26 protein-coding genes are annotated in these 26184 nt (G+C 71.0%); 16 read left to right on the top strand and 10 right to left on the bottom strand.

Annotation, left to right across the window (positions count from 1 at the left end; translation table 11 throughout):
- Window positions 1-74 precede the first annotated feature (74 nt).
- The gene (locus K1T34_RS47155) at window positions 75-707 is read right to left on the bottom strand and encodes a nitroreductase family protein (protein ID WP_220241306.1); all 633 of its coding nucleotides are present in this window, start codon (window positions 705-707) and stop codon (window positions 75-77) included.
- A 63-nt stretch (window positions 708-770) separates the two neighbouring features.
- Complete coding sequence (locus K1T34_RS47150; protein WP_220241305.1) at window positions 771-1352, bottom strand: TetR/AcrR family transcriptional regulator; 582 nt, start codon at window positions 1350-1352, stop codon at window positions 771-773.
- Window positions 1353-1473: 121 nt separating this feature from the next.
- On the opposite strand from K1T34_RS47150, the gene K1T34_RS47145 reads away from it, so the two are divergent.
- The 9 genes from K1T34_RS47145 to K1T34_RS47105 are packed head-to-tail and all read left to right on the top strand — an operon-like array spanning window position 1474 to window position 10654.
- On the top strand, window positions 1474-3090 hold the full coding sequence (locus K1T34_RS47145) for an ATP-dependent acyl-CoA ligase (protein ID WP_220241304.1): 1617 nt from the start codon (window positions 1474-1476) through the stop codon (window positions 3088-3090).
- Window positions 3091-3106: 16 nt separating this feature from the next.
- Window positions 3107-3856 (top strand): enoyl-CoA hydratase/isomerase family protein, encoded by a 750-nt coding sequence (locus tag K1T34_RS47140; protein ID WP_255638072.1) that lies wholly within the window; start codon window positions 3107-3109, stop codon window positions 3854-3856.
- A gap of 38 nt (window positions 3857-3894) precedes the next feature.
- Window positions 3895-4383 (top strand): MaoC family dehydratase, encoded by a 489-nt coding sequence (locus tag K1T34_RS47135; RefSeq protein ID WP_220241302.1) that lies wholly within the window; start codon window positions 3895-3897, stop codon window positions 4381-4383.
- A complete protein-coding gene (locus tag K1T34_RS47130; RefSeq protein WP_220241301.1) occupies window positions 4380-4826 on the top strand; it encodes a MaoC/PaaZ C-terminal domain-containing protein in 447 nt (148 codons plus the stop codon). Before K1T34_RS47135 ends, K1T34_RS47130 begins: the two co-directional genes overlap by 4 nt.
- On the top strand, window positions 4823-6340 hold the full coding sequence (locus K1T34_RS47125) for an acyl-CoA carboxylase subunit beta (protein ID WP_220241300.1): 1518 nt from the start codon (window positions 4823-4825) through the stop codon (window positions 6338-6340). The genes K1T34_RS47130 and K1T34_RS47125 overlap by 4 nt, the downstream gene beginning before the upstream one ends.
- A 10-nt stretch (window positions 6341-6350) precedes the next feature.
- On the top strand, window positions 6351-7175 hold the full coding sequence (locus K1T34_RS47120) for a CoA ester lyase (RefSeq protein ID WP_220241299.1): 825 nt from the start codon (window positions 6351-6353) through the stop codon (window positions 7173-7175).
- Complete coding sequence (locus tag K1T34_RS47115; protein ID WP_220241298.1) at window positions 7175-8098, top strand: LLM class flavin-dependent oxidoreductase; 924 nt, start codon at window positions 7175-7177, stop codon at window positions 8096-8098. Before K1T34_RS47120 ends, K1T34_RS47115 begins: the two co-directional genes overlap by 1 nt.
- Complete coding sequence (locus K1T34_RS47110; protein ID WP_255638071.1) at window positions 8091-9830, top strand: biotin carboxylase N-terminal domain-containing protein; 1740 nt, start codon at window positions 8091-8093, stop codon at window positions 9828-9830. Before K1T34_RS47115 ends, K1T34_RS47110 begins: the two co-directional genes overlap by 8 nt.
- Before the next feature lie 44 nt (window positions 9831-9874).
- Window positions 9875-10654 (top strand): SDR family oxidoreductase, encoded by a 780-nt coding sequence (locus K1T34_RS47105; protein WP_220241297.1) that lies wholly within the window; start codon window positions 9875-9877, stop codon window positions 10652-10654.
- Between the two features lie 18 nt (window positions 10655-10672).
- Here K1T34_RS47105 and K1T34_RS47100 read toward each other — a convergent pair whose 3' ends face one another.
- From K1T34_RS47100 to K1T34_RS47090, 3 genes are all read right to left on the bottom strand, one after another.
- The gene (locus K1T34_RS47100) at window positions 10673-12049 is read right to left on the bottom strand and encodes an NADP-dependent succinic semialdehyde dehydrogenase (protein ID WP_220241296.1); all 1377 of its coding nucleotides are present in this window, start codon (window positions 12047-12049) and stop codon (window positions 10673-10675) included.
- A gap of 240 nt (window positions 12050-12289) precedes the next feature.
- Window positions 12290-12916 carry a helix-turn-helix domain-containing protein gene (locus K1T34_RS47095; RefSeq protein ID WP_220241295.1) on the bottom strand — a complete coding sequence of 209 codons (627 nt, stop codon included), beginning with the start codon at window positions 12914-12916 and terminating at the stop codon, window positions 12290-12292.
- Window positions 12913-13170, bottom strand: coding sequence for a hypothetical protein (locus K1T34_RS47090; RefSeq protein ID WP_220241294.1), 258 nt, complete (start codon window positions 13168-13170; stop codon window positions 12913-12915). Before K1T34_RS47090 ends, K1T34_RS47095 begins: the two co-directional genes overlap by 4 nt.
- Before the next feature lie 128 nt (window positions 13171-13298).
- Between K1T34_RS47090 and K1T34_RS47085 the strand changes: the two genes are divergently transcribed.
- Both K1T34_RS47085 and K1T34_RS47080 read left to right on the top strand, forming a co-directional pair.
- Window positions 13299-14147: a helix-turn-helix transcriptional regulator gene (locus K1T34_RS47085; RefSeq protein ID WP_220241293.1), complete on the top strand. Its 849-nt coding sequence runs from the start codon at window positions 13299-13301 to the stop codon at window positions 14145-14147.
- A 3-nt stretch (window positions 14148-14150) separates the two neighbouring features.
- Entirely contained in the window at window positions 14151-14327 is a 177-nt protein-coding gene (locus K1T34_RS47080) for a DUF397 domain-containing protein (RefSeq protein WP_220241292.1), read from the top strand.
- 83 nt (window positions 14328-14410) lie between these two features.
- Here the strand turns inward: K1T34_RS47080 and K1T34_RS47075 are convergent, their stop codons facing one another.
- The 4 genes from K1T34_RS47075 to K1T34_RS47060 all read right to left on the bottom strand — a co-directional run bounded on the left by K1T34_RS47075 (window position 14411) and on the right by K1T34_RS47060 (window position 18197).
- Entirely contained in the window at window positions 14411-15274 is an 864-nt protein-coding gene (locus tag K1T34_RS47075) for a dioxygenase (RefSeq protein WP_220241291.1), read from the bottom strand.
- 32 nt (window positions 15275-15306) lie between these two features.
- Entirely contained in the window at window positions 15307-16107 is an 801-nt protein-coding gene (locus K1T34_RS47070) for a citryl-CoA lyase (RefSeq protein WP_220241290.1), read from the bottom strand.
- On the bottom strand, window positions 16104-17282 hold the full coding sequence (locus K1T34_RS47065; RefSeq protein WP_220241289.1) for a CaiB/BaiF CoA-transferase family protein: 1179 nt from the start codon (window positions 17280-17282) through the stop codon (window positions 16104-16106). Before K1T34_RS47065 ends, K1T34_RS47070 begins: the two co-directional genes overlap by 4 nt.
- 96 nt (window positions 17283-17378) lie before the next feature.
- Window positions 17379-18197, bottom strand: a complete 819-nt coding sequence (locus K1T34_RS47060) for an IclR family transcriptional regulator C-terminal domain-containing protein (protein ID WP_220241288.1) — start codon at window positions 18195-18197, stop codon at window positions 17379-17381.
- Between the two features lie 229 nt (window positions 18198-18426).
- Here K1T34_RS47060 and K1T34_RS47055 point away from each other — a divergent pair, with 229 nt between their 5' ends.
- Entirely contained in the window at window positions 18427-19863 is a 1437-nt protein-coding gene (locus tag K1T34_RS47055; protein ID WP_220241287.1) for an amidohydrolase family protein, read from the top strand.
- A gap of 70 nt (window positions 19864-19933) precedes the next feature.
- Window positions 19934-20938 (top strand): non-homologous end-joining DNA ligase, encoded by a 1005-nt coding sequence (ligD, locus tag K1T34_RS47050; protein WP_220241286.1) that lies wholly within the window; start codon window positions 19934-19936, stop codon window positions 20936-20938.
- A gap of 79 nt (window positions 20939-21017) precedes the next feature.
- Here ligD and K1T34_RS47045 read toward each other — a convergent pair whose 3' ends face one another.
- Window positions 21018-21398: a hypothetical protein gene (locus tag K1T34_RS47045; RefSeq protein ID WP_220241285.1), complete on the bottom strand. Its 381-nt coding sequence runs from the start codon at window positions 21396-21398 to the stop codon at window positions 21018-21020.
- 425 nt (window positions 21399-21823) lie between these two features.
- On the opposite strand from K1T34_RS47045, the gene K1T34_RS47040 reads away from it, so the two are divergent.
- The 3 genes from K1T34_RS47040 (at window position 21824) to K1T34_RS47030 (ending at window position 26146) form a co-directional block, all read left to right on the top strand.
- Window positions 21824-22453, top strand: coding sequence for an SDR family NAD(P)-dependent oxidoreductase (locus tag K1T34_RS47040; protein WP_370643556.1), 630 nt, complete (start codon window positions 21824-21826; stop codon window positions 22451-22453).
- Between the two features lie 847 nt (window positions 22454-23300).
- The gene (locus K1T34_RS47035; RefSeq protein ID WP_220241284.1) at window positions 23301-24002 is read left to right on the top strand and encodes a hypothetical protein; all 702 of its coding nucleotides are present in this window, start codon (window positions 23301-23303) and stop codon (window positions 24000-24002) included.
- Window positions 24003-24025: 23 nt separating this feature from the next.
- Window positions 24026-26146, top strand: coding sequence for a bifunctional lysylphosphatidylglycerol flippase/synthetase MprF (locus K1T34_RS47030; protein WP_255638070.1), 2121 nt, complete (start codon window positions 24026-24028; stop codon window positions 26144-26146).
- The last annotated feature ends 38 nt before the right edge of the window (window positions 26147-26184 follow it).

Raw genomic sequence — 26184 nt, 5'->3', positions numbered from 1 at the left:
GGGGCAGTGCGGATCGCGCTGCCCGGGACGGCCGAGGTCCGATGTGGACGGTCAGGGTGTGGACCGGGTGGTGGTCACCACTTGTCCCAGTGGGTGACCTCGTCCGGTGCGGGCCGCGTCGCCGGGCGGAAGTCCGTGCCCTTCGTGTACGCCAGCGGGGTCAAGACGGCCTGCGCGACGGTCTCGTACGGGATCCCGAGGAGCTCCGCGACCTCCTTCTCCCGGACCACGTGCATGGAGGTCCAGGCTGTGCCCAGACCGCGGGCGCGGGCCGCCAGCATGAAGCTCCAGGTGGCGGGCAGGACGTTGGACATGCCCGCCGTGGCGGACGCGCGGTCGGTGCCTTCGTTGCAGGCCAGCACGAGGACCGGCGCTTCGCCCATGTGGTCACCGAGGTAGTCGGCCGAGCTGGCGACGCGGGACTGCACGCGGTCCCGCTCGGTCTCGCCCGAGTTGTTGCCCGGGTAGCCAGGGGACGCCTTGTACTGGGCGAAGATCGAGCCGTAGATCTCTCCGATGGCGCGGCGCTTGGCTTCGTCGCGCACGACCACGAAGCGGGCCGTGACGATGTTCGAGCCGGCCGGGGCCTGCAGGGCGAGGGCGACGCATTCGCGGATGAGGTCGTCGGGCACGTCGCGGGTGAAGTCGAGGCGTTTGCGCACGGCGCGCGTGGTGGACAGCAACTGGTCCGGGGAAAGTTCGAGCATGCCGCGATCATAGGTCCGCGAGGCAGGTGCGCGCGCCGCGCGAGACCGTGACCACAACCTGGTTCAGTGCGCGCGCAGGCCCTCGATCAACAGGTCGGCGAACCGGTCCGCCAGCTCTTCGGTCGTCAGCTCACCTTCGGGTGAATACCAGACATACGCCCAATTCAGGATGCTCGTGAGCGCGATGCCGGCGATGCGCGGGTCCGCTTCGCGGAACTCACCGGCTTCGATGCCCTTCGTGATGATGCCGCGCAGCCCCGTTTCCCAGCGGTCGCGGCTGGCGATCACAGCTTGCCGGCGTGGTTCGCTGAGGTTGCGCCACTCGTGGAAGAACACGGTGGCGAACTCCTTGTTCTCGCCGATGAGCTTGAGGTCGCGCGCGGCGACCTGGCGCAGCTGCTCGGTCGCGGTGCCGCCGGCGGCGAGGATCTCCTCCATGTCGCGCTCGGACCGTTCCATGATGCTGTGCACGATCGCCTCGAGCAGATCCTCTTTGCTCTGGATGTGCACGTACAGGCTTCCGGCGTGCACGCCGACCTCCCGGCCGATGTCGCGCATGGAGGTCCCGTGGTAGCCCTTGCGGGCGAACAGGCTTGCGGCGATCTCGACGATGGGCGTGACGTAGTCGGTGGCTCGTTCGGACACCCGCCCATTAGACACTACGGCGAGTGACGAGTCGATGGGCAGAACGAGTGCAACAACTGTTTGTTGACCGATCGCGTCCGTGCGGTTAGCGTCCGGGAGGAGACTTGGAGGCAGCCCGACGATGCGCTACTACGAGATCGACCAGAGGACCACCGCGCACATCCTCGCCGACAAAGCCGCTCGCGTCGGCGACCGCCCGTTCCTGCACTGGGCGGGGCGCACCTTCACCTATCGCGACCTCGACGAGATGACCAACCGCTACGCCAACGGGTTCGCCGACCTCGGCATTTCCCGGGGCGACCACGTGGCGATGATGATGCCCAACGGACCCGAGTTCCTGTGGACGCTCTGGGGCCTGGGCAAGCTCGGCGCTGTGGCGGTGCCGCTCAACACCGCCGCCAAGGGCGAGCTGCTGCGGTACTTCCTCGACCAGTCCGAATCCACGGCAGTGTGCGTGGCCGGCGACCTGCTCGCGCGCGTCGCCGCCGTGCTGCCCGAGGTGCCGGCCGTGCGCACGGTGCTGGGGCTCGGTTCCGACCCGGCGCAGCTGGCCGCGCTCGACGGGATCACCACGCACGACCTCGCGGACCTCGGCCGGGCTTCACCCGAGCCGCCGCGGCTGGCCGAACCCGTGCGCTGGAACGACCCGCACTTGATCCTCTACACCTCCGGCACGACCGGTCCGTCGAAGGGCGCGATCTGCCCGCAGGCGCAGGGCCACGCCGTGGGCCACCAGATGGCCTCGCTCAACTCCTACCGCCAGGACGACGTGCTCTACACGTGCCTGCCGGTCTTTCACGGCAACGCGATCTGGTACACCGTCTACGCCGCGCTGTGGGCGGAAGCGTCGGTGGCGCTCTACCCGCATTTTTCGGCCAGCCGGTTCTGGTCGCAGATCCGTGAGTCGAAGGCGACGGTGTTCAACTGCCTCGGCGCGATGGCGAACATCATCTGGCAGCAGCCGCCCTCGGAGCGCGACCGCGACCACAACGTGCGGATCTGCATGATGGTGCCCAACTCCCGTGAGCTGGCCCAGGGTTTCCTCGAGCGCTACGGCACGCGCGTGACGTCGGTGTACGCCATGACCGAGAACTGCGCGGTCACCGTGTTCAGCCCCGACGACTCGCCGGAGAAGGTGCCCTCGGCCGGGCGCGTGCGTCCGGACATGAGCGTGCAGATCGTGGACGACGAGGGCCGCGCCTTGGCGACGGGTGAGGTCGGCGAGATCCGCCTGCGCCCCAACGAACCCGGCATGACCATGCTGGAGTACTACAAGATGCCCGACGCCACTGTCGGCGCCACGCGCGACCTGTGGTTCCACACCGGCGACCGCGGCTGGCTCGACGAAGACGGGTACCTGTTCTTCTCCGACCGCAAGAAGGAAGCCATCCGCCGCCGCGGCGAGAACATCTCCGCGTATGAGGTGGAGACCATCGTCTGCAAGCACCCGGCGATCCTCGAGGCCGCCGCCGTGCCCGTGGCTTCGGAACTGGGCGAGGACGACCTGATGGTGTACGTCGTGCTCGAAGAGGGCGCGAGCGCCTCCTACGAGGAGATCATCGCGTTCTGCGACGAGCACATGCCCTACTTCATGGTGCCGCGCTACCTGGAGTTCATCGAGCGCCTGCCGAAGACACCGAGCGAGAAGATCGAGAAGTACAAGCTGAAGACCGCTGCCGCGGACCGCGTCGGCGAGCTGTGGGACCGGGAGGCGGCGGGCATTGTCATCAGGAAGTGAAGCCGTCAGGTTCAGTGTGGACGGCCCCGTCGGCCGGATCACGATCGACCAGGAGGCGACGCGCAACGCGCTCAGCCCCGAGGTGATCGCCGGTCTGGACAAGGCGATCACGGCCGCGGCGGAGTGCTCGGTGGTCGTGGTGCGCGGGCGGGGCGGAACGTTGTCGGCCGGCGCCGAGCTGAAGTTCCTGCGTTCGGTGCTGGACGACCCGGCCGCGGTGCGCGAGTACATCACGTCCATCGGGGTGACGCTCGACCGGCTGGAAGCCGCGCCGTTCGTGTCCGTCTGCGTGATCGACGGCTACGCGGTGGCGGGTGGCTGCGAGATCATGCTCGCCTGCGACCTCGCCGTGGTCAGCGAGACCGCGCAGATCGGCGACCGGCACCTCGAGTACGGGCTGCTGCCGGGCGCCGGCGGTTCGGTACGCCTCACCCACGCCGTCGCCCCGGCGATCGCCCGCAGGCTGCTCTACACCGGCGAAATCGTCGACGGCGCCACCGCCGCGGGCTTCGGGCTCGTGAGCAGCGCGGTGCCCGCGGCCGAGCTCGACGACGCCGTCGAGGCGCTCGTCGCGCGCCTGGCCCGGCACGCGCCCGACGCGTTGCGCGGCATGAAACGCCTGCACCGCAAGGCACTCGCCGACGAACCCGCCGCCGCGATCACCGCGGAGCGGGAGACGTTGCTCGCGCACCTGGCCGGCCCCACCGCACGGGAGGGGCTGGCCGCGTTCGCCGAGCGGAGAGCGCCGCGGTTCGGCAGTCTCTGATTCAAGATCGCCGGTGGCCCGGCGCGGAAAGGTAAACCATGAGCACAGACACCGATCGCCCGGTCTCGGGCCGGTGGTTCGAACAGCTGGAAGTCGGCACCGTGGTGCGGCACGCGACGCGGCGCACCGTGACCGAGACCGACAACGTGCTGTTCACGACCATGACGATGAACCCGGCGCCGATGCACCTCGACGCCGACTACGCCTCGCGCTCCGAGTTCGGCAAGCCGCTGGTGAACAGCATGTTCACGATCGCGCTGGTGGTCGGGCTCTCGGTGTACGAGCTCACGCTGGGCACGATCGTGGCGCAGCTCGGGATGTCCGAGGTGGAGTTCCCGAAGCCGGTGTTCGCGGGCGACACGATCCGCGTGGAGAGCGAGGTCGTGGAGGCCCGCGCCTCGAAGTCGCGGCCGAACGCCGGGATCGTCGTGTTCGAGCACCGCGCCTACAACCAGCGCGACGAACTGGTGTGCCGGGCCAAGCGCACCGGCCTGATGCACCGCCGACCAGTGGGGGATGCCGCGTGATCACCGAGTACTTCGACCGGATCAAGGTGGGCGACACCCACGTCAGCCGGGCCCGCACGATCACCGAGACCGACATCGTGCAGTTCGCCATGTTCACCGGCGACTGGCACCCGGCGCACACCGATGCCGAGTACTTCGGGGCCGACCCGGTGTTCGGCGGCCGCGTGGCGCACGGCGCGCTGTCGCTGTCGGTCGCGCTGGGCCTGGTCACGTTCTGGCCCGAGGCGATGAAGGCGTTCTACGGCATCGACCGGCTGCGGTTCGTCACGCCGGTGCGCGTGGGCGACACGATCCACGTCGAGACCGAGGTCACCGAGCTGACCCCGCGCGGCGACGGCAGGGGCGTGGTCACCTCCGCGTTCCGGATCCTCAACCAGCGTGGCGAAACCGTGCTGGCGGCGTCGCTGAAGACCCTCGTGGTCACGGAGGAGGCAGCGCGATGAGCGAGGTGACGGCCGAGCTCGAGACGGCCGAAGAGATCGCGCTGGCGGGCGGCGACGCGAGCCGCTGGCCGAACAAGCTCCCGGTGCGGGAACGGATCGCGCTGCTGCTCGACCCCGGCAGCTGGGTGGAGGACGGGCTGCTCGCCGACGCGTCGGGCGACGGCCTGCCCGCCGACGGCGTGCTCACCGGCGTCGGCACGGTCGAGGGCCGGCCGGTCGCCGTGATCGCCCACGACTTCTCGGTGAAGGCCGGGTCGTGGGGCGAGCTGACGTGCGAGAAGCAGGTGCGCATCCTGGAGCGCGCCGACCGTGACCTGCTGCCGGTGTTCTACCTCGTCGACTCCGCCGGCGGGCGGCTCACCGACCAGCTCGGCTTCTTCTCCGGGCGGCGCGGGGCGTCGCGGATCTTCCAGCTGCAGGTGAAGCTTTCCGGGAGGGTGCCGCAGATCTGCTGCCTGCACGGGCCTTCGGCCGCGGGCGGCGCGTACATGCCGGCGTTCACCGACTGGGTGGGCATGGTCGCGGGCAACGCGTCGATGTACCTGGCCTCGCCGCGCGTCGCGGAGAAGGTGACCGGCGAGCGCACCACGCTCGAGGAGATGGGCGGCGCGACCATGCACGCCACCGTTTCCGGCTGCGGCGACGAGGTGTTCGACGAGGACTGGCAGGTGATCGCGGCGGCGCGGCTGCTGCTGTCGTACCTGCCCGACGACTGGCGCTCGGCGCCCGCCCGCGCCGAGGCCGTGGCGCCGGAGATCCCGGACTGGCCCGACGGCCTGATCCCGGAGGACCCCAACGCGGCCTACGACGTGCGCGACGTGATCCTGCGGCTGGTCGACGCCGGGAGCTTCTTCGAGATCAAGTCCGCGTGGGCCGAGGAGATGGTGACGGGCTTCGCGCGCCTGGGCGGGCAGACCGTCGGGCTCGTCGCGAACCAGCCGTCGGTGCGCAGCGGCGCGATCTTCGTGGACTCGGCCGACAAGGCGGCGCGGTTCGTGTCGATGTGCGACGCGTTCAACGTGCCGCTGGTGTTCCTGCAGGACGTGCCGGGCTTCATGGTCGGCGTCGCGGTGGAGCGGCAGGGGATCATCCGGCACGGTGCGAAGATGGTCGCGGCGATGGCGAGCGCCGAGGTGCCGAAGTTCAGCGTGGTGCTGCGCAAGGCGTACGCGGCCGGCTTCTACGCGATGTGCGCGCCGGGCTTCGAACCGCGCGCCACGATCGCTTTGCCGACCGCGACGATCGGCACGATGTCCCCCGAGGCGTCGGCGAACGCGGTGTACGCCAACAAGATCGCGGCGATCGAGGACCCGGCCGAACGCGAGGCGTTCGTGGCCGCGCGCGTCGCCGAGCAGGCCGCGGACTTCACGTTGCTGCGGCTGGCCGGTGAGCTGCACGTCGACACGGTGGTGAAACCGGAGGCGCTGCGGGCCGAGCTGCTGGGCCGCCTGCGCGCGGCGGGGAGCTGGGAGCGTTCGGGCCACCGCCGTCACCACCTGATCAGCCCGGTGTGAGGGAGCTTTGATGTCGGACGGACTGGTGCCCCGCAGCCTGCTGTTCATGCCGGGCTCGAAAGCGGCGATGATCGCGAAGATCCCGGCGATCGCGCCCGACGCGGCCGTGGTCGACCTCGAGGACGCCGTGCCCGCCGCGCAGAAGGCCGAAGCGCGGGAGACGACCGTGGCCGCGCTGGAGGGCTTCGACGCCGGCCCTTCGACGACGGTGCTGGTGCGGGTCAACCCCGTCACCTCGCCGTGGTTCGCGGACGACCTGGCCGCGGTGGCTTCGCTGGGCGGCGTCGGCGTGGTGCTGCCCAAGTACGAGCGGCGTGAGGAGATCGACGCGGTGCGGGCGCGGGTCGGTCCCGACGTGTCGGTGATCGCCGGGCTGGAGACCGTGCGCGGCGTGGCGTTTTGCCGTGACCTGCTGCGCGCCGGGATCGACTCCGTCTACTTCGGAGCGGAGGACTACATCGCCGACATCGGCGGCGTCCGCACCGCCCGCGGGGACGAGGTCTTGTACGCCCGCAGTGAAGTGCGGTTGGCCGCCCATCTGTGCGGGGTGTCCACAGTGGACCAGGCCGTCGTCTCGATCCGCGACGACGACCGCTTCCGCGCCGACGCCCACCAGGGCCGCGCGATCGGCTACACGGGCAAGATCTGCGTGCACCCCCGCCAGGTCGAGCTGTCGCACGAGGTCTTCACGCCCGCCCCGGACGAGGTCGCCCACGCGCGCGCCGTCCTGGCCGCCGCCGACTCCGGCGTCGCCGTCGTCGACGGCCAGATGGTCGACGACGTCCACGTCCGCATGGCGCGCACAGTGCTGGCCCGAGTGCCGGGGGAGGCGTGATGCGCGTCGGGTTGATGTTCCCGCCCGCGGGCGATCCGGGGGAGATCCCCGCGGTCGCGCGCAGGGCCGAGGAAGCCGGGTTCGACTTCTTCTGTTGTGGTGAGCACGTGTTCTTCCACGGGCCGATGACCAACGCCTTCGTGGGGCTGGCCGCGGCGGCCGGGGCGACCGAGCGGCTCGGGCTAATGAGCGCGCTCACGATCCTGCCGGTGTATCCGGCGGCGCTGGCGGCGAAGCTCGTGGCGACGCTCGCGGCGGTGTCTCGCGGCCGGTTCGAGCTGGGGGTCGGCGTGGGTGGTGAGCATCCGCCGGAGTTCGAGGCCGTCGGCGTGCCGCTGGCCGAGCGCGGCCGCCGGACCGACGAGGCCCTCGAGGTGCTCGACCGGCTGCTCGCCGGGGGCCCGGTGACGTTCGACGGCGAGTTCACGACCATCAAGGATCAGGAGCTCCAGCCGGTGCCCGAACGTCGGCCGCCGGTGTGGGTCGGTGGCCGGCGGCGCGCGGCGATGCGGCGGGCCGCGCGGCACGGTGACGGCTGGCTGCCCTACCTGGTCGCGCCGGATCGGCTGCGCGACAGCCTGGCGCAGGTGCGGGAGCTGGCCGTGGGGTACGGGCGGCGGCCCGAGGACATTCGCGGCGGCGTGTACATGTGGTCCAGTGTGGACACCGACGGCGACCGGGCCCGGCGTGAGGTGGTGTCGGCCGTGAGCGAGACCTACCGCCAGGACTTCGAGGGCCACGCCGACCGTTACCTGTTGTTCGGCACGCCGGCGCGCGTGCGTGAGCGGCTGGCGGAGTACGCCGAAGCGGGTGCCGAGAGCGTGATCTTCGCGCCCGCGTGCGCGGATCACGACCGCGCGATCGACCTGTTCGCCACCGAGGTCCTCCCGGGGATCCGGGAGAGGGGGATGTCCCGTGTCTGAGTTCACCAAGGTCCTGGTCGCGAACCGGGGCGAGATCGCGGTCCGCGTGATCCGCGCCGCGCGCGACGCCGGGCTGGTTTCGGTCGCCGTCTACGCCGATCCGGACGCCCGGGCACCGCACACCCGACTCGCCGACGAGGCCTACGCGCTGCACGGCAGCACGGCCGCGGAGTCCTATTTGGACATCGACAAGATCCTCGACGTCGCCAAGGTCAGCGGCGCCGACGCCGTGCACCCCGGCTACGGGTTCCTCTCGGAGAACGCCGCCTTCGCCCAGGCCGTGCTCGACGCCGGTCTCGTGTGGATCGGCCCGGGCCCGCAGGCGATCCGCGACCTCGGCGACAAGGTGACCGCGCGCAAGATCGCCCGGTCCGTCGGCGCGCCGCTGGTGCCGGGGACCGAGGAGCCGGCGGCGTCGGCCGAGGAGGTCGTGGCGTTCGCGCGCGAGCACGGGCTGCCGGTGGCGATCAAGGCAGCGTTCGGCGGTGGGGGTCGGGGGCTCAAGGTCGCGCGCACGCTCGAAGAGATCCCCGAACTGTTCGAGTCCGCCACGCGCGAAGCCGTCGCGGCCTTCGGCCGGGGCGAGTGTTTCGTCGAGCGCTACCTCGACCACCCCCGGCACGTCGAGGCGCAGGTGCTCGCCGACGCGTACGGCACGGTCGTCGTGGCCGGCACCCGCGACTGCTCGTTGCAGCGCCGTCACCAGAAGCTGGTGGAGGAAGCCCCGGCGCCGTTCCTGAGCGCCGATCAGCGCGCGCTGATCCACTCGTCCGCCAAGCAGATCTGCGCCGCGGCGGGATACCTCGGCGCGGGTACTGTCGAATACCTCGTGGGCACCGACGGCACGATCTCGTTCCTGGAGGTCAACACCCGTCTGCAGGTCGAGCACCCCGTGACCGAGGAGACGACGGGCCTCGACCTCGTGCTGGAGCAGTTCCGCATCGCCCGCGGCGAGCGGCTGACCATCGCCGATCCCGAACCACGCGGGCACGCGTTCGAGTTCCGCATCAACGGCGAGGATCCGGGCCGCGGCTTCCTCCCGATGCCCGGCACCGTGCGCCGCTTCGACGTACCCGAGGGCCCCGGCATCCGCCTGGACTCCGGTGTGGAGGCGGGCAGCGTTGTGGGTGGACAGTTCGACTCGATGCTGGCCAAGCTGATCGTCTCCGGGCCCGACCGCGCGACGGCCCTTGCTCGCAGCCGGCGGGCGCTGGCCGAGCTGGCGGTGGAGGGTCTCGCGACCGTGGTGCCGTTCCACCGCGCCGTGGTGCGCGACCCGGCGTTCACCGCCGAGAACGGGTTCACCGTCCACACGCGCTGGATCGAGGAGGACTTCGCCAACACCCTGCCCGAGTACTCCGCCGAACCCGCCGACGACGGCAAGGTGTCGATCTCCGTCGGCGGCCGCGCCCTGCGGGTGTCGTTGCCCGGTCTGTCCGAAGTGGGCAGCCGGGCCGACAAGATCCGCGCGGCTTCCGCGGCCGTGGCGCTCGGTCCCCGCGCGACGGCCGTGTCCGGCGACGCGGTGACGACGCCGATGCAGGGCACGGTCGTGAAGCTCGCCGTGGCCGAAGGCGACCCGGTCGAGGCCGGCGACCTCATCGCCGTGGTGGAGGCGATGAAGATGGAGAACCCGGTGAAGGCGCACAAATCCGGCGTGGTCACGGGACTCGCGGTGGCGGTGGGCGACAGCCGCGCCCAGGGCGAGGTGCTCTGCGAGATCGCCGGGTAAGGTCCACCGGGGAGTTTCCGTTGGTACGACAGGGGAGCACGCTCGTGGATCTCGGAGTCGCCGGCCGCACGGCCGTGGTGTGTGCGTCGACCCAGGGCCTCGGGCGGGCCTGCGCGGTGGAGCTCGCCCGGGCGGGCTGCACCGTCGTCGTCAACGGGCGCTCGGAGGACTCGACGCGCGCCGCGGCCGCGGAGCTCGCGGCGGAAACGGGCGCGACCGTGGTGCCCGTGGCGGGCGACCTCGGCGACCACGCCGTGCAGGACGCGCTGCTCTCGGCCGCGGGACCGGTCGACATCCTCGTGAACAACAACGCCGGTCCGCCGTTCCGCGACTTCCGCGAGGTTGACGAAGACGCGCTGTTCGCCGGCGTGCGCGCCAACATGGCCACGCCGATCCGGCTGGTGCAGCTGGTCGTCGACGGCATGGTGGAACGCCGGTTCGGCCGGATCGTGAACATCACGTCCGGCTCGGTCAAGATGCCGCTCGCCGGACTCGACCTCTCCAGCGGCGCGCGGGCCGGCCTCACCGGGTTCCTCGCCGGCGTCGCCCGGTCCGTCGCGCACGCCAACGTGACGATCAACTTCCTGCTGCCCGGCTCGTTCGACACCCGCCGCCTGCGTTCGGGTCAGGAAACGGCGGCTGCGAACGCGGGAGTGACGCCGGAAGCCGTTGCGGACCGGCAACGCGCGGCGATCCCCGCCGGCCGGTTCGGCGAGCCCGCGGAGTTCGGCGCGGCGTGCGCTTACCTTTGCTCGGCGCAGGCGGGGTTCGTCACCGGCCAGAGCCTGCTCATCGACGGCGGGGCGTACCCGGGCGTGCTCTGACGCCCGGGCCCCCGAGCGTCAGCCGACCCAGACCGTCTTGAGGTTGCAGAACTCCCGGATTCCGTGCGACGACAGCTCGCGGCCGTAACCCGAGCGCTTCACGCCGCCGAACGGCAGCTCCGGGTAGGACACCGTCATGCCGTTGATGAACACCTGCCCGGCGTCGAGGTCGTCGATGAACCGCTCGATCTCGCCGGCGTCCTCGGTCCACGCGTTGGACCCGAGGCCGAACGGCGTCGCGTTCGCGATCTCCAGCGCCTCGTCGAGGTCCGCCACGCGGTAGAGCGAGGCGACCGGGCCGAACACCTCTTCGGTGAAGATGCGCATCTCGCGCGTGATGTCGGTGATCACCGTCGGAGGGTAGAACCAGCCCGGGCCTTCCGGCCGTTTCCCGCCGCACAGCACGGTGGCGCCCGCGGAAACGGTCTCGTCCACCAGTTCCTCGACGTCGGCGCGGCCCTGTTCCGTGGCCAGCGGCCCGACCTTCGTGTCGTCGTCGAACGGGTCGCCGACGGTCAGCGCCCGCATCCGCTCCACGAACTTCCTGGCGAACTCGTCGTAGACGTCGGTGTGCACGATGAAGCGCTTCGCCGCGATGCACGACTGGCCGTTGTTCTGCGTGCGCGCCGTCACCGCGGTCTCGGCCGCGCGGTCGAGGTCGGCCGAGGGCATCACCACGAACGGGTCGCTGCCGCCCAGTTCCAGCACGGTGTGCTTCACCTCGTCACCGCAGATCGCGGCGACCGAGCGCCCGGCCGGCTCGCTGCCGGTGAGCGTGGCGGCGGCGACGCGCGCGTCACGCAGGATCGGCTCGACCTGGTGCGCGGAGACCAGCAGCGTCTGGAAGCAGCCTTCGCCGAATCCGCCGCGGCGGAACACGTCCTCGAGGTACAGGGCACACTGCGGCACGTTGGACGCGTGCTTGAGCAGCCCGACGTTGCCCGCCATCAGCGCGGGCGCGGCGAAGCGCATCACCTGCCACAGCGGGAAGTTCCACGGCATCACGGCCAGCACCACCCCGAGCGGCTGGTAGCGGCCCAGTGCGCGCGACGCGCCGACCACCGACGGGTCCGGCAGCGGCTCGTCGGCGAGGAATTCTTCGGCGTGGTCGGCGTAGTACCGCATGCCCTTGGCGGACTTCAGCGCCTCCGCGCGGGCCGAGGCGAGGGTCTTGCCCATCTCGGTCGTCATCATCCGCGCGACGTCGTCGGCTTCTTTTTCGAGAAGGTCGGCGGTGGCGTGCAGCAGCGCGGCGCGCTCGGCGAACGTGGTGCGCCGGTAGGTCTGCCACTGTTCGTGCGCGATCCCGATCCTGTCCCGGACCTCGGCCTCGGTCAGCTCGGTGAACGTCTTGACCGTCTCCCCGGTCGCGGGGTTGATGGTGGCGATCGCCATGGCGGAGCCGTCCCTTCTCCTCGTCGCGGTGCGGCCGCGCGGGCCGTCCCCAACACGAGCCTAGGTCTTCCCGGCCCCAGCGGCAGGCAAACCAGCGGCAGGCAAACCAGCGGCAGACAGGCCGCAGCACGAAGCCCCCAGGCTCGTGAGTCCCTGGAGGCTTCGGCTCAGCCCGCCCGAGGCGGGAGTGGGAACCCGGCCGCCGCACCTGGTCGGGGTCAGCACGCGGCAGCCGGGAGATCATTCGTCGTCGGGGTGGTCTTCGTCGTCGCCGGTTTCGGGGTTGCCGTCGTAGATCACTGAGCCGTCGTCGCGCATCCATTTGCCTATCGCCGTCACCTCCAGCGGCTCGGCGAGGAGGAGTTGGACGGTGTAGCCGTAGAAGCGGGCGTAGAGCAGCACGTTGGTGAAGGCCGCATCGGCTGCGCCGGGGTTGTTTTCCAGGCGCCACAAGGTGAGTGGGCTGATGCCGAGGGTTTCGGCGACCTCGTCGCGGGTCAGGCCGGCCTTCTGGCGCAGCGTCTGCAGGTGTTGCAGGAGCTGCCACAGTTCGGACATCGCCTGGGCGTCGCCGGCGTTGTCGCCGTGGGGCATGCGCTCGCGCCAGGGCGGGCGGCGTTGTCCCGGGTCGTCTTCGACGAGGACGACGTGCAGGCGGTAGCCGAGGTGGCGGGCGTAGGCGTCGAGGGTAGGCAGGGTCTGGCTGGTGCGGGCCCGGGTGCGCAGCGAGTGGATGTTGCCGGCGAGCATGCCGAGGATCCGCCCCGCTTCCCGCAGGGTGAGGCCCTCGGCGACGCGGATCTCTTCGAGCCGCGCGGCGACGATGTCGAGTTGCGCGAGCGCCGACCGCTGGACCAGTGCGGTCATCGCGGCCGCCGGAAGCAGGTGCGGCAGTCGCGTGCCCTGTCACGGTCGTCGCCGAGTTCCTGCGACAGTTCCGAGCGGAACGCCCACCGCGCGGGAATGACGAAGCCGTTCTGCGTGCAGCCGGGGCTGAAGGTGTCCCGTTCCTCGTCTTCCAGCTGAGCGCGCAGGTACCGGTGGTTACGCGTGTCTCCCGCCCAGAAATGCACGGCGAACAGGCCACGCTCGATCATCGCCGGTGACAGCTCGCCGGTCACATCATCTGCCGCTATTGTCATCGCTCACCCTCCCCGAACACGTCACGTGTGCACGGGGCTACACTTTGAAGTAGATGAGGCGAGAGTGCAATATTTACACTCTCGCCTCACTCGAAAGGAGCATGATCGTGTCCAACCCGCCTTCCCTTCGCCGTCGGCGCCTGGTGTCGGCGCTTCGCCGGCTGCGCACCGAAGCGGGGCTGACCATTGTGGACGCTGCCGAGGCCGCGGGGTTCTCCGAAGCCAAGCTCAGCCGGATCGAAACGCTGCGGCACATGGTCAACGGCGACGACACCTTCCGGCTCGCCCAGGTCTACGGGGCGGACCAGCAGACAACGGATGCGCTCGTGCAGCTCGCGCGAAGCTCCAAGCAGCGCGGGTGGTGGGCGGCGTACTCCGATGATGCGCTCGGCCGGCTGACGGACTACATCGAAATGCAGGCCGATGCAGTTCGCATTCGCGAGTTCGAGGAAGGCATCGTGCCGGGCGCGCTCCAGACCAGCGGGTACACCGAGGCGGTTCTGCGCCTCGGTCTGCCGGATGCCAGCGAGGAGACAATCCAGCAGCGGCTCAAGGTCCGAACCGAACTCCAGGAGAGTGCCCGATCCCGAGACCTGCGGATGTGGGTGATCCTCGACGAGATGGCGCTGCGGCGCCCCGTCGGCGGTCGCGGCGTGATGGCGGACCAAGTGGCCGCGCTGATCTCGGCGGCCAACTCGCCGGGCATCCGTGTGCAGGTGCTCCCGACGGACATGAGCGGCCATCCGGCGATGGGAACTCCCTTCACGCTGCTCGATCTTGCCGATCGGGCCACGTATGTCTACCTCGACACCCTCGCCGGTGGCTCGTACCTGGAGGAGACTCGCGACGTGGACCGGTATGAGTCGGCCTGGGAGGCGCTCCAGGCGACAGCGTTGAGCTTCGAGGATTCGACTAGCCTGATGGCGACCATTCGAACCGAGCACCAAGGCGGGTAGAACGTGAACGAGACCCGGCTGTGGCGCACCTCGTCGTATTCGAGCAGTGAAGGGCAATGCGTCGAGGTCGCCGTGGGCATCGAGTCGGTCGGCATCCGGGACACCAAGGACCGCCAGGGCGGCGAACTCGACGTTCGCGCCGCCGCGTGGCCGGCCTTGCTGGAGCAGCTCGGGCGCTGACCGCGCAAGAAGGCCCCCAGCGACTCGTGAGCGCTGGGGGCCTTTTGCTGTCTCTGCTGCCGGGATTCTCGGGATTCTCGGGATCAGCCGACGGGCTGAAGTACGAAGTCGTAGCGCGCCTCGACCCACGGCACGGCCGACTCGCCGCCGTCGGGTGTCGGGCCCGGCTCGCGGGGCTCGAAGGTGACCACGAGCTCCTGTTTGGTGCCGAACACGACGTCGCTGTCGAGGTACTCGGCGCCTTCCTGGAACAGGTGCGTGATCAGCGGCTCGTGCCCGGCGGCGTTCACGAGGAAGTGCACGTGGGCGGGGCGGAAGTGGCTGATGTCGGTGCGCGAGATCAGGTCGCCGACGGGACCGTCCATCGGGATCGAGTACCCCTTCGGGGCGATCGTGCGCACGCAGTAGGTGCCGTCGGCGCGAGCGGTGTACTTCGCGCGCAACCGGGCTTCGTCGATCTCCGGCAGCTGCGACTCGTACGAGCCGTCGGCGTCCGCCTGCCACACGTCGAGCAGCGCGCCGGCGACGGGAGAGCCATCGAGGGAACGGACGGCGCCGCTGACGTAGAGCGGGGTGCCCTCGACGCCGTCGGACATGTCGCCGCCGAAGTCGAGCTCGGGGGAGCCGTCGATGTGGAACGGGCCGAGCACCGTGGCCGGCGTGGCTTCCTTCTCGAAGGCGTGGTTCATCTGCACGACGAGCATGCTCAGGCCGAGCACGTCGGAGGCGAGGATGAACTCCTCGCGCTTCTCGTCGCTGATCTGGCCCGTCCTGGTGAGCCACTGGATCGCGGCCATCCACTCCGGCTCGGTGAGCCGCACTTCGCGCGCGAAGTCGTGCAGGTGACGTACGAGCGCGGTCATCAGCTCCTTCGTGCGCGGGTCGTGCGCGGTGCCCCACCGCTGCGCGGCCAGCTCCGTGATGTTGTCCTCGGTGACGAGCTCCATTGACGTCCTCTTCTCGACCGGATTCCGTGGGGTCAGGGCGTGTACGGGTCCGGCTCCACGGGCCGGTTGTTCAGGTCTACCGCGAGAAAGATGTCGTTGCCCACGGGGTGGCGCAGTTCCTCGGCGAGCTGCCCGATGAGCCCGGCCGTGCGGGCCAGCAGGGCAAACCCGCGCAGCAGTTCCAGCGGCAGCCCGAGGTCGGCCAGCGCCGCGCCGCAGACGCCCGCGCCGTTGAGCGGCAGCGTTTTGCCGAGCACCTGCGGGTGCACGCGGCCGATCGCGGTGAACAGCGCCAGGTGCGGGCCGACGAGCCCTTCCTCGGCGGCGATCTCCAGCAGGCGCGGCGTGCGCGGGTCGCCCTGCTTGTGCACGTGATGCCCGAGCCCGGGGACGAACTCGCGGGCTTCCCGTTTCGTGCGAACGGTTTCGAGGGCGAGTGTGTCCCAGCCGGCGTCGTCGGTGGGGAGGTCGCCGGCCGAGGCGAGCACCTCGTGCAGGAAGCGGCCGCAGTCCTCGGTGACGCCGAGGAAGCGCGAGCCACCGCCGAGCAGGCCGGCGGCGAGCGCGCCCTGGATCGAGTCGGGCGCGGACAGGTAGGTCAGCCGCGTGACGATCGCGGTCGGGGTGAAGCCGTGGTCGGCCAGCGCCGCGAGCACGGCCTCGAACACGCGGGTCTCGCCCGGCGTCGGCCGGCGCTGCGTCGCGAGCCAGAAGGCCAGCTCGCCGAAGCCGACCTTGCCCATCACGTCGTGGGCCAGGTCCTGGCCGAGCAGGGTGATCTTGTCGAGCGACGACGCTCCGAGCGCCGTCTCGTACACGGGCGGTTCGCTCACTCGGATTCCTCTCGCGGGGTACGGAGCCAGGCGCGCAGCTCGGCACCGTGCTCGTCGAGCTCCGGCGGCGGCAGCCGGTAGGACGCCGGGGTCGCCGAGAGCCGCAGCGGGTGGCGCGTCGTGGGCACCGCGCGGTCGCCTTCGCCGACTTCGACCACGGGATCGAGCCCGAACCGCTCGGCCATCGCGAAGCCGCCGTCGATCGTGGAGATCGGGCCGCACGGCACGCCCACGGCTGTGAGGGCCTCGAACCAGTCGACGGCGCCGCGGGTGGACAGGCGCTCGACGAGGATCGGGCGCAGCTCCTCGCGGTTGCGCGTGCGGTCGGCGTTGTGCGTGAAGCGCGGGTCTTCGGCGATCTCCGGGATGGCGAGCACGTCGCACAGCTTGCGGAACTGGCCGTCGTTGGCCGCGGCGACGATGATGTCGTCGTCGGCGGTCGGCAGCGGCTCGTACGGGAACACGCTGGGGTGCGCGTTGCCCATCCGGTAGGGGACCACGCCCCCCGCGACGTAGGCGGAGCTGTGGTTCACCAGCCCGGTGAGCGCCGAGGACAGCAGGTTGACCTCCACGAGCTGGCCGGCGCCGGTCGCGTCGCGGTGGCGCAGCGCGGCGAGGATGCCGATCACGGCGTGGTTGCCGGCCATCACATCGAACACGGAGATGCCGGCGCGGTACGGCGGCCCGGCGGGGTCGCCGGTGAGGCTCATCAGGCCGGAGATCGCCTGCACCATCAGGTCGTAACCGGGCACGTGGCTGCCCGCGCCGGAGCCGAAGCCGGTGATCGACGCGTAGACGAGGCCGGGGTTGAGGGCGCGGACGGTTTCGTAGTCGAGGCCGTACTTGGCGAGGCCGCCGGGCTTGAAGTTCTCGATGAGCACGTCGGCCCGGGCGGCGAGCTCGCGCCCGAGCGCCGCGTCGGCCTCGTCTCGCAGGTCGAGGGCGATGGAGCGCTTGCCGCGGTTCACGCCGAGGTAGTAGGTGGAGGTCTCGCCGCGCACCGGCGGCATCCAGGTGCGGGTCTCGTCGCCCTGTGGGCCCTCGACCTTCACGACTTCGGCGCCGAGGTCGGCGAGCAGCATCGTGGCGTACGGGCCGGCCAGCACCCGGGAGAAGTCCGCCACCAGCAGCCCCGACAGCGGTCCGGTGCCCGCTCCCGCCGGGGAGTCTTCCATACTTCGCCTCTCTTCGCGTCCGTCAGGCGGACCAGTGTCCGTCCGAGTCGTCCAACCGAGAGTCTGCGCCAGTGCGGCGCGCCGGTCAAGCGTGGGTCAGGACACGGCCGGCGCGGTGGCGGCAGCACTGTGGGGCACGTCCTGCAGGCGCGCGAAGTCCGCACTGATGTCGCCCGCGGCCTGCAGCAGCAGTGGCAGGTGGTGGCCGATCAGGCGGTCGACCGGGGTCTCGGCGGCGTGGCAGTTGACGTTGACGCTCGCGATCACGCGGCCGGACCCGTCGCGCAGCGGCGCCGCCACCGAGCGGATGCCGAGGGTGAGCTGCTCGTCGGTCAGCGCCCAGCCGCGGGCGCGGACCTCACGCAGCTCGGCGTCGCGTTCGGCGTGACCGGGCTGCCAGCGCGGCACGAGCCCGGAGCGCGTCGGCTCGGCGAGGGTCGTCTCGAGCTCCTCGGGTGACAGGGCAGCGAGCAGGACTTTGCCCAGCGATGTCGGCAACGCCGGGAACCGGGTGCCGATCTGCACGGCCAGCGACACGATCTTCGGCACCGAAACCCGGGCCACGTAGACGATGTCGGACCCGTCGAGCTGCGCGATCGAGCAGGACTCGTTCGTCTGCGCCACGAGCTTCTCCAGGTGCGGGCGCGCGATGTCCCACAGGCCCATCGACCGCACGTAGGCGACGCCGAGCTCGAGCACGCGGGGCGTGAGGGCGTAACCACGCTCGGCCGCGCGCACGTAGCCGAGTTCTTCCAGCGTCAGCAGGATCCGCCGCGCGGTGGGGCGGGCCAGCTTCGTGGCGGTCGCGACCTCGGCGAGCGTCATCACCGGCTGGTTGGGCCGGAAGGCGGCGATCACTTCGAGCCCGCGGGCGAGCGCCTCGATGAAGTCCGGACCGGTTCCCTCTCGTGGCATGGCACGACCTCCTCACGGCCTGGCGGGCACTGCGTCCCGCGAAGCGTATCCGCTCGCTGTCCGCGAGACGGACAGCGTCGCCCAGCCTCGCGCGACGCCGGGGCCCGGCCGGGCATTGACAGGGGCTCCGCGGTGCGCAAAAGTGTCTGCACCCCACTGGTTGTCCGTCAAGCGGACGATTGTACGCGTCAGGGGTCCGTGGGGGCTCCGGCGTGGAAGAGAGGCAGCCATGAGCGAGCCCACCGGCCGGCCGGTCGTCCTGCGCGGCGGGACCGTGCTGACCGTCGACGCCACCCGCCGCGTGCTGCCCGGGCACGACGTGCTGGTCACCGGCGACACGATCACCGCCGTCGGCCCGGAGCTGGCCGTGCCCGAAGGCACCGTGGAGATCGACGCGACCGGCGGCATCGTGATGCCGGGCATGATCGACACGCACCGGCACATGTGGCAGACGGCGATGCGCGGCTACGGCGCCGACTGGACGCTGACGCAGTACTTCGTCTGGTACTACCTCGAACACGGCAAGACGTTCCGCCCGGCCGACGTCTACGCGGGCAACGTGCTGTCCGCCTGGGAAGCGCTCGATGCCGGCGTGACGACCACAGTGGACTGGTCGCACGGGCTGCAGACGACCGAGCACGCCGACGCGGCCGTGGACGCGCTGCAGGCCGTGCCGGGCCGGTTCGTGCTGGCATACGGCAACATCCAGGACGCGCCGGCGCACTGGACCGCCACGCCCGAGTTCCGCGAGTTCGTCGCGCGCCGCATGACCGGCGACCCGATGCTCGGCTTCCAGCTGGCGTTCGACGTGACCGGCGACCCGGCGTTCCCGGAGAAGCCGGCGTTCGAGGTCGCGCGCGAGCTCGGCGTCCCCGTGACCACGCACGCGGGCGTGTGGGGCGCGACCGGCGACGACGGCATCCGCCTCATGCACGACCACGGCTTCATGACGCCGGAGACGATCTACGTGCACGGCGCGTCGCTCTCGGCCGACTCGTACCACCGGATCGCCGCGACCGGCGGCTCGGTGTCGGTGTCCACCGAGAGCGAGCAGAGCGCGGGCCAGGGCTACCCGCCCACCTGGGCGCTGCGCTCGCACGGCATCCCGGTGTCGCTGTCGATGGACACTTCGGTGTGGTGGAGCGGCGACCTGTTCTCCGCCATGCGCACCACGCTGGGCGCCGACCGGTCCCGCGAGCACCTTGAGGCGCACGCGAAGGGCGACACCGTCACGCACGCCGCGCTGCGCGCCGACCAGGTCGTGGAGTGGGCCACCCGCGGCGGCGCCAGGGCACTCGGGCGGGAGGCCGAGCTGGGCAGCGTCGAGGTCGGCAAGAAGGCCGACCTGGTGCTGGTGAAAAACGATCACTCGCCCGTGTCGTTCCCGCTGCTCAATCCCCACGGCCACATCGCGTTCCAGGCCCAGCGCGGCGACGTGCACACCGTGCTGGTCGACGGCCGCATCGTGAAGCGCGACGGCCGCCTCGTGGACGCCGACCTCGCGGCGGTGCGCCGCACGGTGGACGCGACGGTCGAACACCTGCGTGCGCAGCTGGGCGACGAGGCCTGGGAGCAGGGGATGAACCCCGACGTTCCCGCGGCGAAGGTCCTGGACAACCCGTACACCTACACCGAATACCAGAGCGGCAGCACGCACGGCGGGTGACTACTGTGGACGTTTCCGCTCGGTTCGCCTTACGGTGGGGCGAGCGGGACGTCCGAGGCGGGAGGCCGGCATGGCAGGCGGTGCTGAGCGGTCGCGCGTGCCGGCCCCGATCGAGCCGATGCTCGCGACCCCCGACGGCGGCCTCCTGCGCGACAGCCCGGACTACGCCTACGAGTTCAAGTGGGACGGCTACCGCTCCATCATGCGCGTCGCCCCCGACGGCACCACCGTGCTGACAAGCCGCAACAACAACGACTTCACCGGGCGCTTCCCCGAGCTGCTGGGCGTGTTCGGCGACGCGCTGGGCGGGCGGCCCGCGGTGCTCGACGGCGAGATCGTGGCTCTCGACGAGCAGGGGCATCCCGACTTCGGGCTGCTGCAGAACCACGACAGTTCCCAGCGTTCCGTGTCGTACTTCGTGTTCGACGTGCTGTGGCTCGGCGGTGATTCGCTTTTGGACGCTCCGTACGACGAACGTCGGGGTGTTCTTGAGTCACTTGCGCCGTTGGACCGCCGCCTGGCGGCCATCACCCCGTCCTACTCCCACACGGACTTGTCGGCGCAGGGGATGTCGCCGCAGGACCTGCTGGACGTGGCTCAGAAGACGATGCTCGAAGGCCTGGTGGTCAAGGCGCGAGCTTCGCGGTACCACCCCGGCCGGCGGAGCCCGGAGTGGCTGAAGCACCCGCTGATCCGCACCACGGAAGTCGTGCTCGGGGGCTGGCGGCCGGGCCAGGGGCGTCGCGCTTCGACCCTGGGCGCTTTGCTTCTCGGTGCGCACGATCCTGCGACGGGCGATCTTCTGTACCTGGGTGATGTGGGGACGGGGTTCACCGAGCAGATGCTGGTGGATCTGCGGGAGACGCTGGCGCCGTTGGAGCGGCCGGCGAGCCCGTTCGCCAACGTGGTGCCCCGGGACCGGGCCCGGGGGGCGCATTGGCTGGCACCTTCGCTCGTCGGCGAGGTGGTGTACCGCCGCCTGACTCCGGGCGACCAGCGGCTTCGGCACACGGCTTGGCGGGGGTTGAGGCCGGATCGGGTGCCGGGTGAGGTGGAAGTTCCTCTGTCGCCCTGATCGCACCAGCGGGTTGTCCTGGCCCCGAGATGCGGTCGGCGGTGGCAGTCAGTCAGTCAGTCAGTCGATGATGTCCTCGCTACCAGACCGACAACAGTCGCGCGTCGGGCTGACCGTTTTCATCGACCCCGACGAGATGGGCTGCTTCGGGGCCGCTGCGGGAGTCGTCGTCCAGCGGGATGGCGAAGCGATGCTCGCCGGAGTCGACCGCGAGGTAGCTGTGGGGGACCACTTCGTAGCCGTCGATCACGTTGCCGACGAAATAGCGCATGACGACCAGCGACTGTCCTTCGGGAAAGCGCCATGCGCGGCAGCCGTACATCCCAAACGGGTTCGTGAGCGCTCGCAAGACGGGTCCGTCGAAATGCAGTTCGACGTAGTCGCGGACGAAGCTGACCGCGCTGATCTCGCGGCAGACCAGGAGTTGCAGCGACGCGGACGGGTCGTGAGCGGGGGCCACGCCGTGATCGTGCCAGAACTCTCTCTCCGCCGTGCCCGCCGAAGGTGGAGTGACGGGCGCTACCCCCGGTGGACGAGCCACCCGATGGCGTGCAATGCTGAAATGTCAGTCACTGACACAGGAGGCATCTAATGACAGGCACGCAGTGATAGGGGTTCGTCAAGGCGGCGGCGACGGAGCTGCCGCGGGGCGTGCGCATCAACTGCGTCAGCCCGACGGTCCTCACCGAATCCACGGCCTACCACCCGTATTTCCCCGGTTTCACGCCCGTGCCGCGGCCGAGGTGGCGCAGGCGTATCTGCGGGCAATGGCGAACCCCGTCACCGGCCGCGTGCTGAAGCTGCACAAGACCGACAGCTGACGGGGGAAGAATCCATGACCATCACCGGCGGCGCCAGGGGTCTCGGCCGGAAGCCGCGCGCAGGTTGATCGCCGGCGGGCACACTGTCTACATCGGAGCGCGGGACGCTACGCGGGGCCGCGAGGCCGCGGATCAGCTCGGGGCGAAGTTCCTGCAGCTCGATGTGACCGACGACGAGTCCGTTGCCGCGGCGGCCGGCCGGTTGACCGAGTTGGACGTGCTCGTGAACTGTGCGGGCGCGTTCGAGGGCATGCTCAAGCCCGAAGACGCGACGGTGGGGCACATGCGGGAGATCTTCGACGTCAACGTGTTCGGTGTGGTCCGGACGATCCACGCGTTCCTGCCGGTGCTACGACGGTCCGACGCGCCGGTGATCGTGAACGTGAGCAGCGGCCTGGGGTCGTTCGGGACGGTGAACAACCCCGAGCGGCACGAGTCGCGGTTTCCGTTGCCGGCGTACGCGTCGTCGAAGGCGGCGGTGGGGATGCTGACCGTGCAGTACGCCAAGGGGCTGCCGGGGATCCGCGTGAACGCGGTGGATCCCGGGTTCACCGCGACCGAGATGCACGGCATGAGCGGCGACGGGATCCAGACCGCCGAGGAGGGCACCGACGCGATCGTGCGCCTGGCGAGCATCGGCGCGAACGGTCCTACCGGCACGTTTTCCGACCGCCACGGCGAGCTGCCGTGGTGACCGGCGCGCTGGTCCTGGGCGGAGGGGGATCGCGGGCATCGCGTGGCTCACCGGGCTGCTGACGGGCCTGGCCGACGCGGGTCACGACGTCACGCGGGCGGGCGGCTGGTCGCCGCCGGCTGTGCCGTCCAGGGACTCTGGCCGCCGGCGACGATCGACCGGCGCTGACGCACCCGGTTGCGGATGCACTTTTCACAGCCGGTAGCCAATCGCCCGAAGAGGCCGTCAGCAGCACCGCGGCCGCACGTGATCGAGACCCGGTCCGAAGGCCGGTGCAGGCACCGCGGCGTCAGAGAGCCCGGCTCGGCGCACGGCGGGGGTCGTCATCGCGTGGCTCGAACGTCGAGCGGGGGCGGATGGCCGAAGCTGGTGAGCGCCGCCGAACCGGTGCACCGCAAGAGGATTCCCGAACCGTGCCCACCCGAATCAGGCCCGATCGCCGACGCACCGGCACGCCGCAGGCAGCAGCATCGATCCCCGAGAAGGCGACCAGGACGTCGACGTGCGCGACGCCCGTGCCCAGCCGCCCGCGGTGAATCCGGCCCCGCGGATCCACGCCGAGCAGCGCGGGGATCCGGCCGGTGCCCGGTCCCGAGCCGGCCGGAGGTGCCCGAAACCGGGGTTACCATCCGATTCATGCTGCGCCGATGTTCCTCGGTCGCCGGGCCGAGGCGTGCCCCACGAAGCCCGGCGTCGCATCGTGCGGGGAACTGGCGCGCAGCGAGCTCGACGGGTGAGTTTCCACCGCGTGGCCCTTCCTGGTCACCACCGACCACAAAGGACACCCGAGGACCGCTGAGGTCGGGGATCGCCTGCCGAGAGCTGTCTTCGAGCCGGGGAGGCGCCGATGACTGAGACCTATCCGCCGCGCCGCAGCCCCGCGCGGATCGCCGTGATCGTCATCGCGGTGGTCGTGCTCGTGATCGGCGTGTGCCTGGCCATCGGGGGCGGTGTCCTGCTGCTCGTGTTCGGCTCCGGCGGGTCGCTGAAGTCGGGGGAGCACGACGTCACGACCCCGACCGCGGCCATCGTGACCGACACGGCGCAGATCACCGACACCGGCCGGCTCACCCGCGCGCTCGGGTCGCCCTCGGTGAGCGTCCACGCGACGGGCGGCAACTCGTCCGGCCTGTTCATCGGCATCGGGCCCGCCGCGGACGTCGACCGGTACCTGACCGGGGTGGCGATCGAGCAGGCGCGCAACTTCAACCTCGACCCGTTCGCGCTCGACGCCGTCCGCCGCGACGGCACGGCACTGGCGTTCCCGCCGGCCACCCAGCCGTTCTGGGTCGCGTCCGGGGCGACCGACGTGACCTGGCAGATCACCGACGGCGACTACCGCGCGGTCGTGATGAACGCCGACGGCACACCCGGCGTGGACTCCCGCCTCAGCGTCAACCTGAACCTGCCGGGCCTCTTCGGCTACGCGCTCGGCTTCCTCATCGGCGGGCTGGTCCTGGTCGTGGCCGCCATCGTCGCGCTCGCGATGGGCCGGCCCCGCAGCCAGGCCCCGGAGCCGACCACGCCGACCCCGCCGCCGCAGTACTGAGACCGCGGACCGGGCCGGCAACCATGGCAGAACACACCGCGACCGTCGAGCACGCGAAAACCCCCGAGTTCCTCAGCCGCGCACGGTCGATCGCGCTGGTGCTGTGGCGGCGCGCCCCGTTCACCACGGCCGTTGTCGTGGCCATGGTCGCGCTCGGCCTGGCGACGGGCACGCTGTGGAGCGCCGTCGAGACGCGCGAGTGGTTCCCGCAGGTGTCCTACGGCCTGCCCTCGCTCCTCGACGGCCGCTGGTGGACGTTCCTCACCGGCCCGTTCTTCGCGCTGACCCCGCTCTTCTACCTGCCGGTGGCCGGCGGGTTCGCCCTGCTCGTCGGCCCATCCGAAGCACGGCTGGGAACGCGCCGGACCGCCGCGATCGCCGTGGGCGCGCAGCTGGCCGCCACCCTCGGCGCTTCGCTGATCCTGCTCGCGCTGCGCGGCACCGGCTGGGAATGGGCGACGCAGCTCGCCGGCCGCACCGACGTCGGGTTCTCCGCGGGCGCACTCGCCGTGGTCGCCGTGGTCAGCGCGACCATCCGCTCACCGTGGCGGCTGCGGTTGCGCGCGCTGCTGTGCGTGTACGTCGGGGTGTCGATCCTCTACATCGGCACGCTCGCCGACCTGGAACACCTGCTTGCCGTCGGCCTCACGCTGCCGCTCGCGCGCCGGCTCGCGGGCCCGAAACGCTTGCGCTCCACGGGCCGCCCGACGCGGCGGGAGTGGCGGCTGCTGGCGGTCACCGGTCTCGTCATCGCGGGCGCGGTGCAGATCGTGGTGCGCATCGCGCCCGGCGTCAGCCCGCTCGGCTCCACGGCGGACCAGGCCGACTCGGTGCCGGAGCTGGCGATCGTGCTCGTGGTGATCGCGTTGATGATCAACGGCCTGCGGCGCGGCAAACGCGCCGCCTGGCGATGGGCGGTGGGGCTCGCCTCGCTGATCGTGGCGCTCGGCGTCGTGATCGCCGTGGTCGTGCTCGTCGCGGAGATCTTCGGCCTGGCCTACACGATCGAAAACGCGTCGTTCCTCATCGCCGACGCCGTGCTCTGGGGCGCCATGCTGACGCTGCTCATCGCCGCGCGCGGGGCATTCCGCGTCCCCTCCCGGCGGAAGCGGCGCCGCGCGCTCGGCTCCCGCGACGTCGACGGCGCCACCGAGCTGCTGCAACGCCACGGCGGCGGCACGCTGTCCTGGATGACCCTCTGGCCGGAGAACTCCCACTTCTTCGGCCCCGACGCCGAGTGCTACCTCGCCTACCGCCGCCACGCCGGGGTGGCCATCGCCCTCGGCGACCCGATCGGCCCCAACACCGCCGGCACGATCAGGGCGTTCGCCGAGCTGTGCGACAACTCCGGGCTGGTGCCGTGCCTGTTCTCCGTCACCGACGAGACCACCGCCGTCACGGACTCGCTCGGCTGGGCGCGCGTGCAGGTCGCCGAGGACACCCTCGTCGACCTCGAGGACCTGGAGTTCCGCGGGAAGGCGTGGCAGACCGTGCGCTCGGCGCTCAACCGCGCGGTGAAGGAGGGCGTCACCTTCCGCCTGGTGACGCTGGCCGACGAACCGTGGTCGCTTGTCGCGCAGGTGCGCGCGATCTCCGAGGAGTGGGTGGGGGACAAGGGGATGCCCGAGATGGGCTTCACCCTCGGCGGCGTGGACGAGGCGCTGGACCCGCGCGTCCGCGTCGGCCTGGCCGTGGACACGGACGGCGTGGTCCAGGGCGTCACGTCGTGGCTGCCCGTGTACGGCGGCGACGGGCAGGTCGAGGGCTGGACGCTCGACGTGATGCGCCGCCGCGGCAACGGGTTCCGGCCCGTGGTGGAGTTCCTCATCGCCTCGTCCTGCCAGGCGTTCCGCGCCGAGGGCGCGCGCTTCGTCTCGCTGTCGGGCGCCCCGCTGGCCCGCGCCCCGGAGGCGCCGCCCGCCGCGCCGCTCGAACGACTCCTCGACTCGTTCGGCGGAGCGATGGAGCCCTACTACGGGTTCCGTTCGCTGCACGCGTTCAAGACGAAGTTCAAGCCCCGCTACGTGCCGATGTACCTCGCCTACCGCGAGGAGGCCGACCTGCCGCGGATCGGCGTCGCGCTCGCGCGCGCGTACCTGCCGGACGCCTCGCTGAGCTCGCTGGTGCGGATGGGGAAGAACTGACGGGACGGGCGGGCACCCTGGCGAGGATTGGCCGTTTC

Source organism: Amycolatopsis sp. DSM 110486, assembly GCF_019468465.1.
Lineage (GTDB): Bacteria > Actinomycetota > Actinomycetes > Mycobacteriales > Pseudonocardiaceae > Amycolatopsis.
The sequence above is the reverse complement of the archived record's forward strand: the minus strand, read 5'-3'. Positions and strand labels throughout refer to the sequence as shown.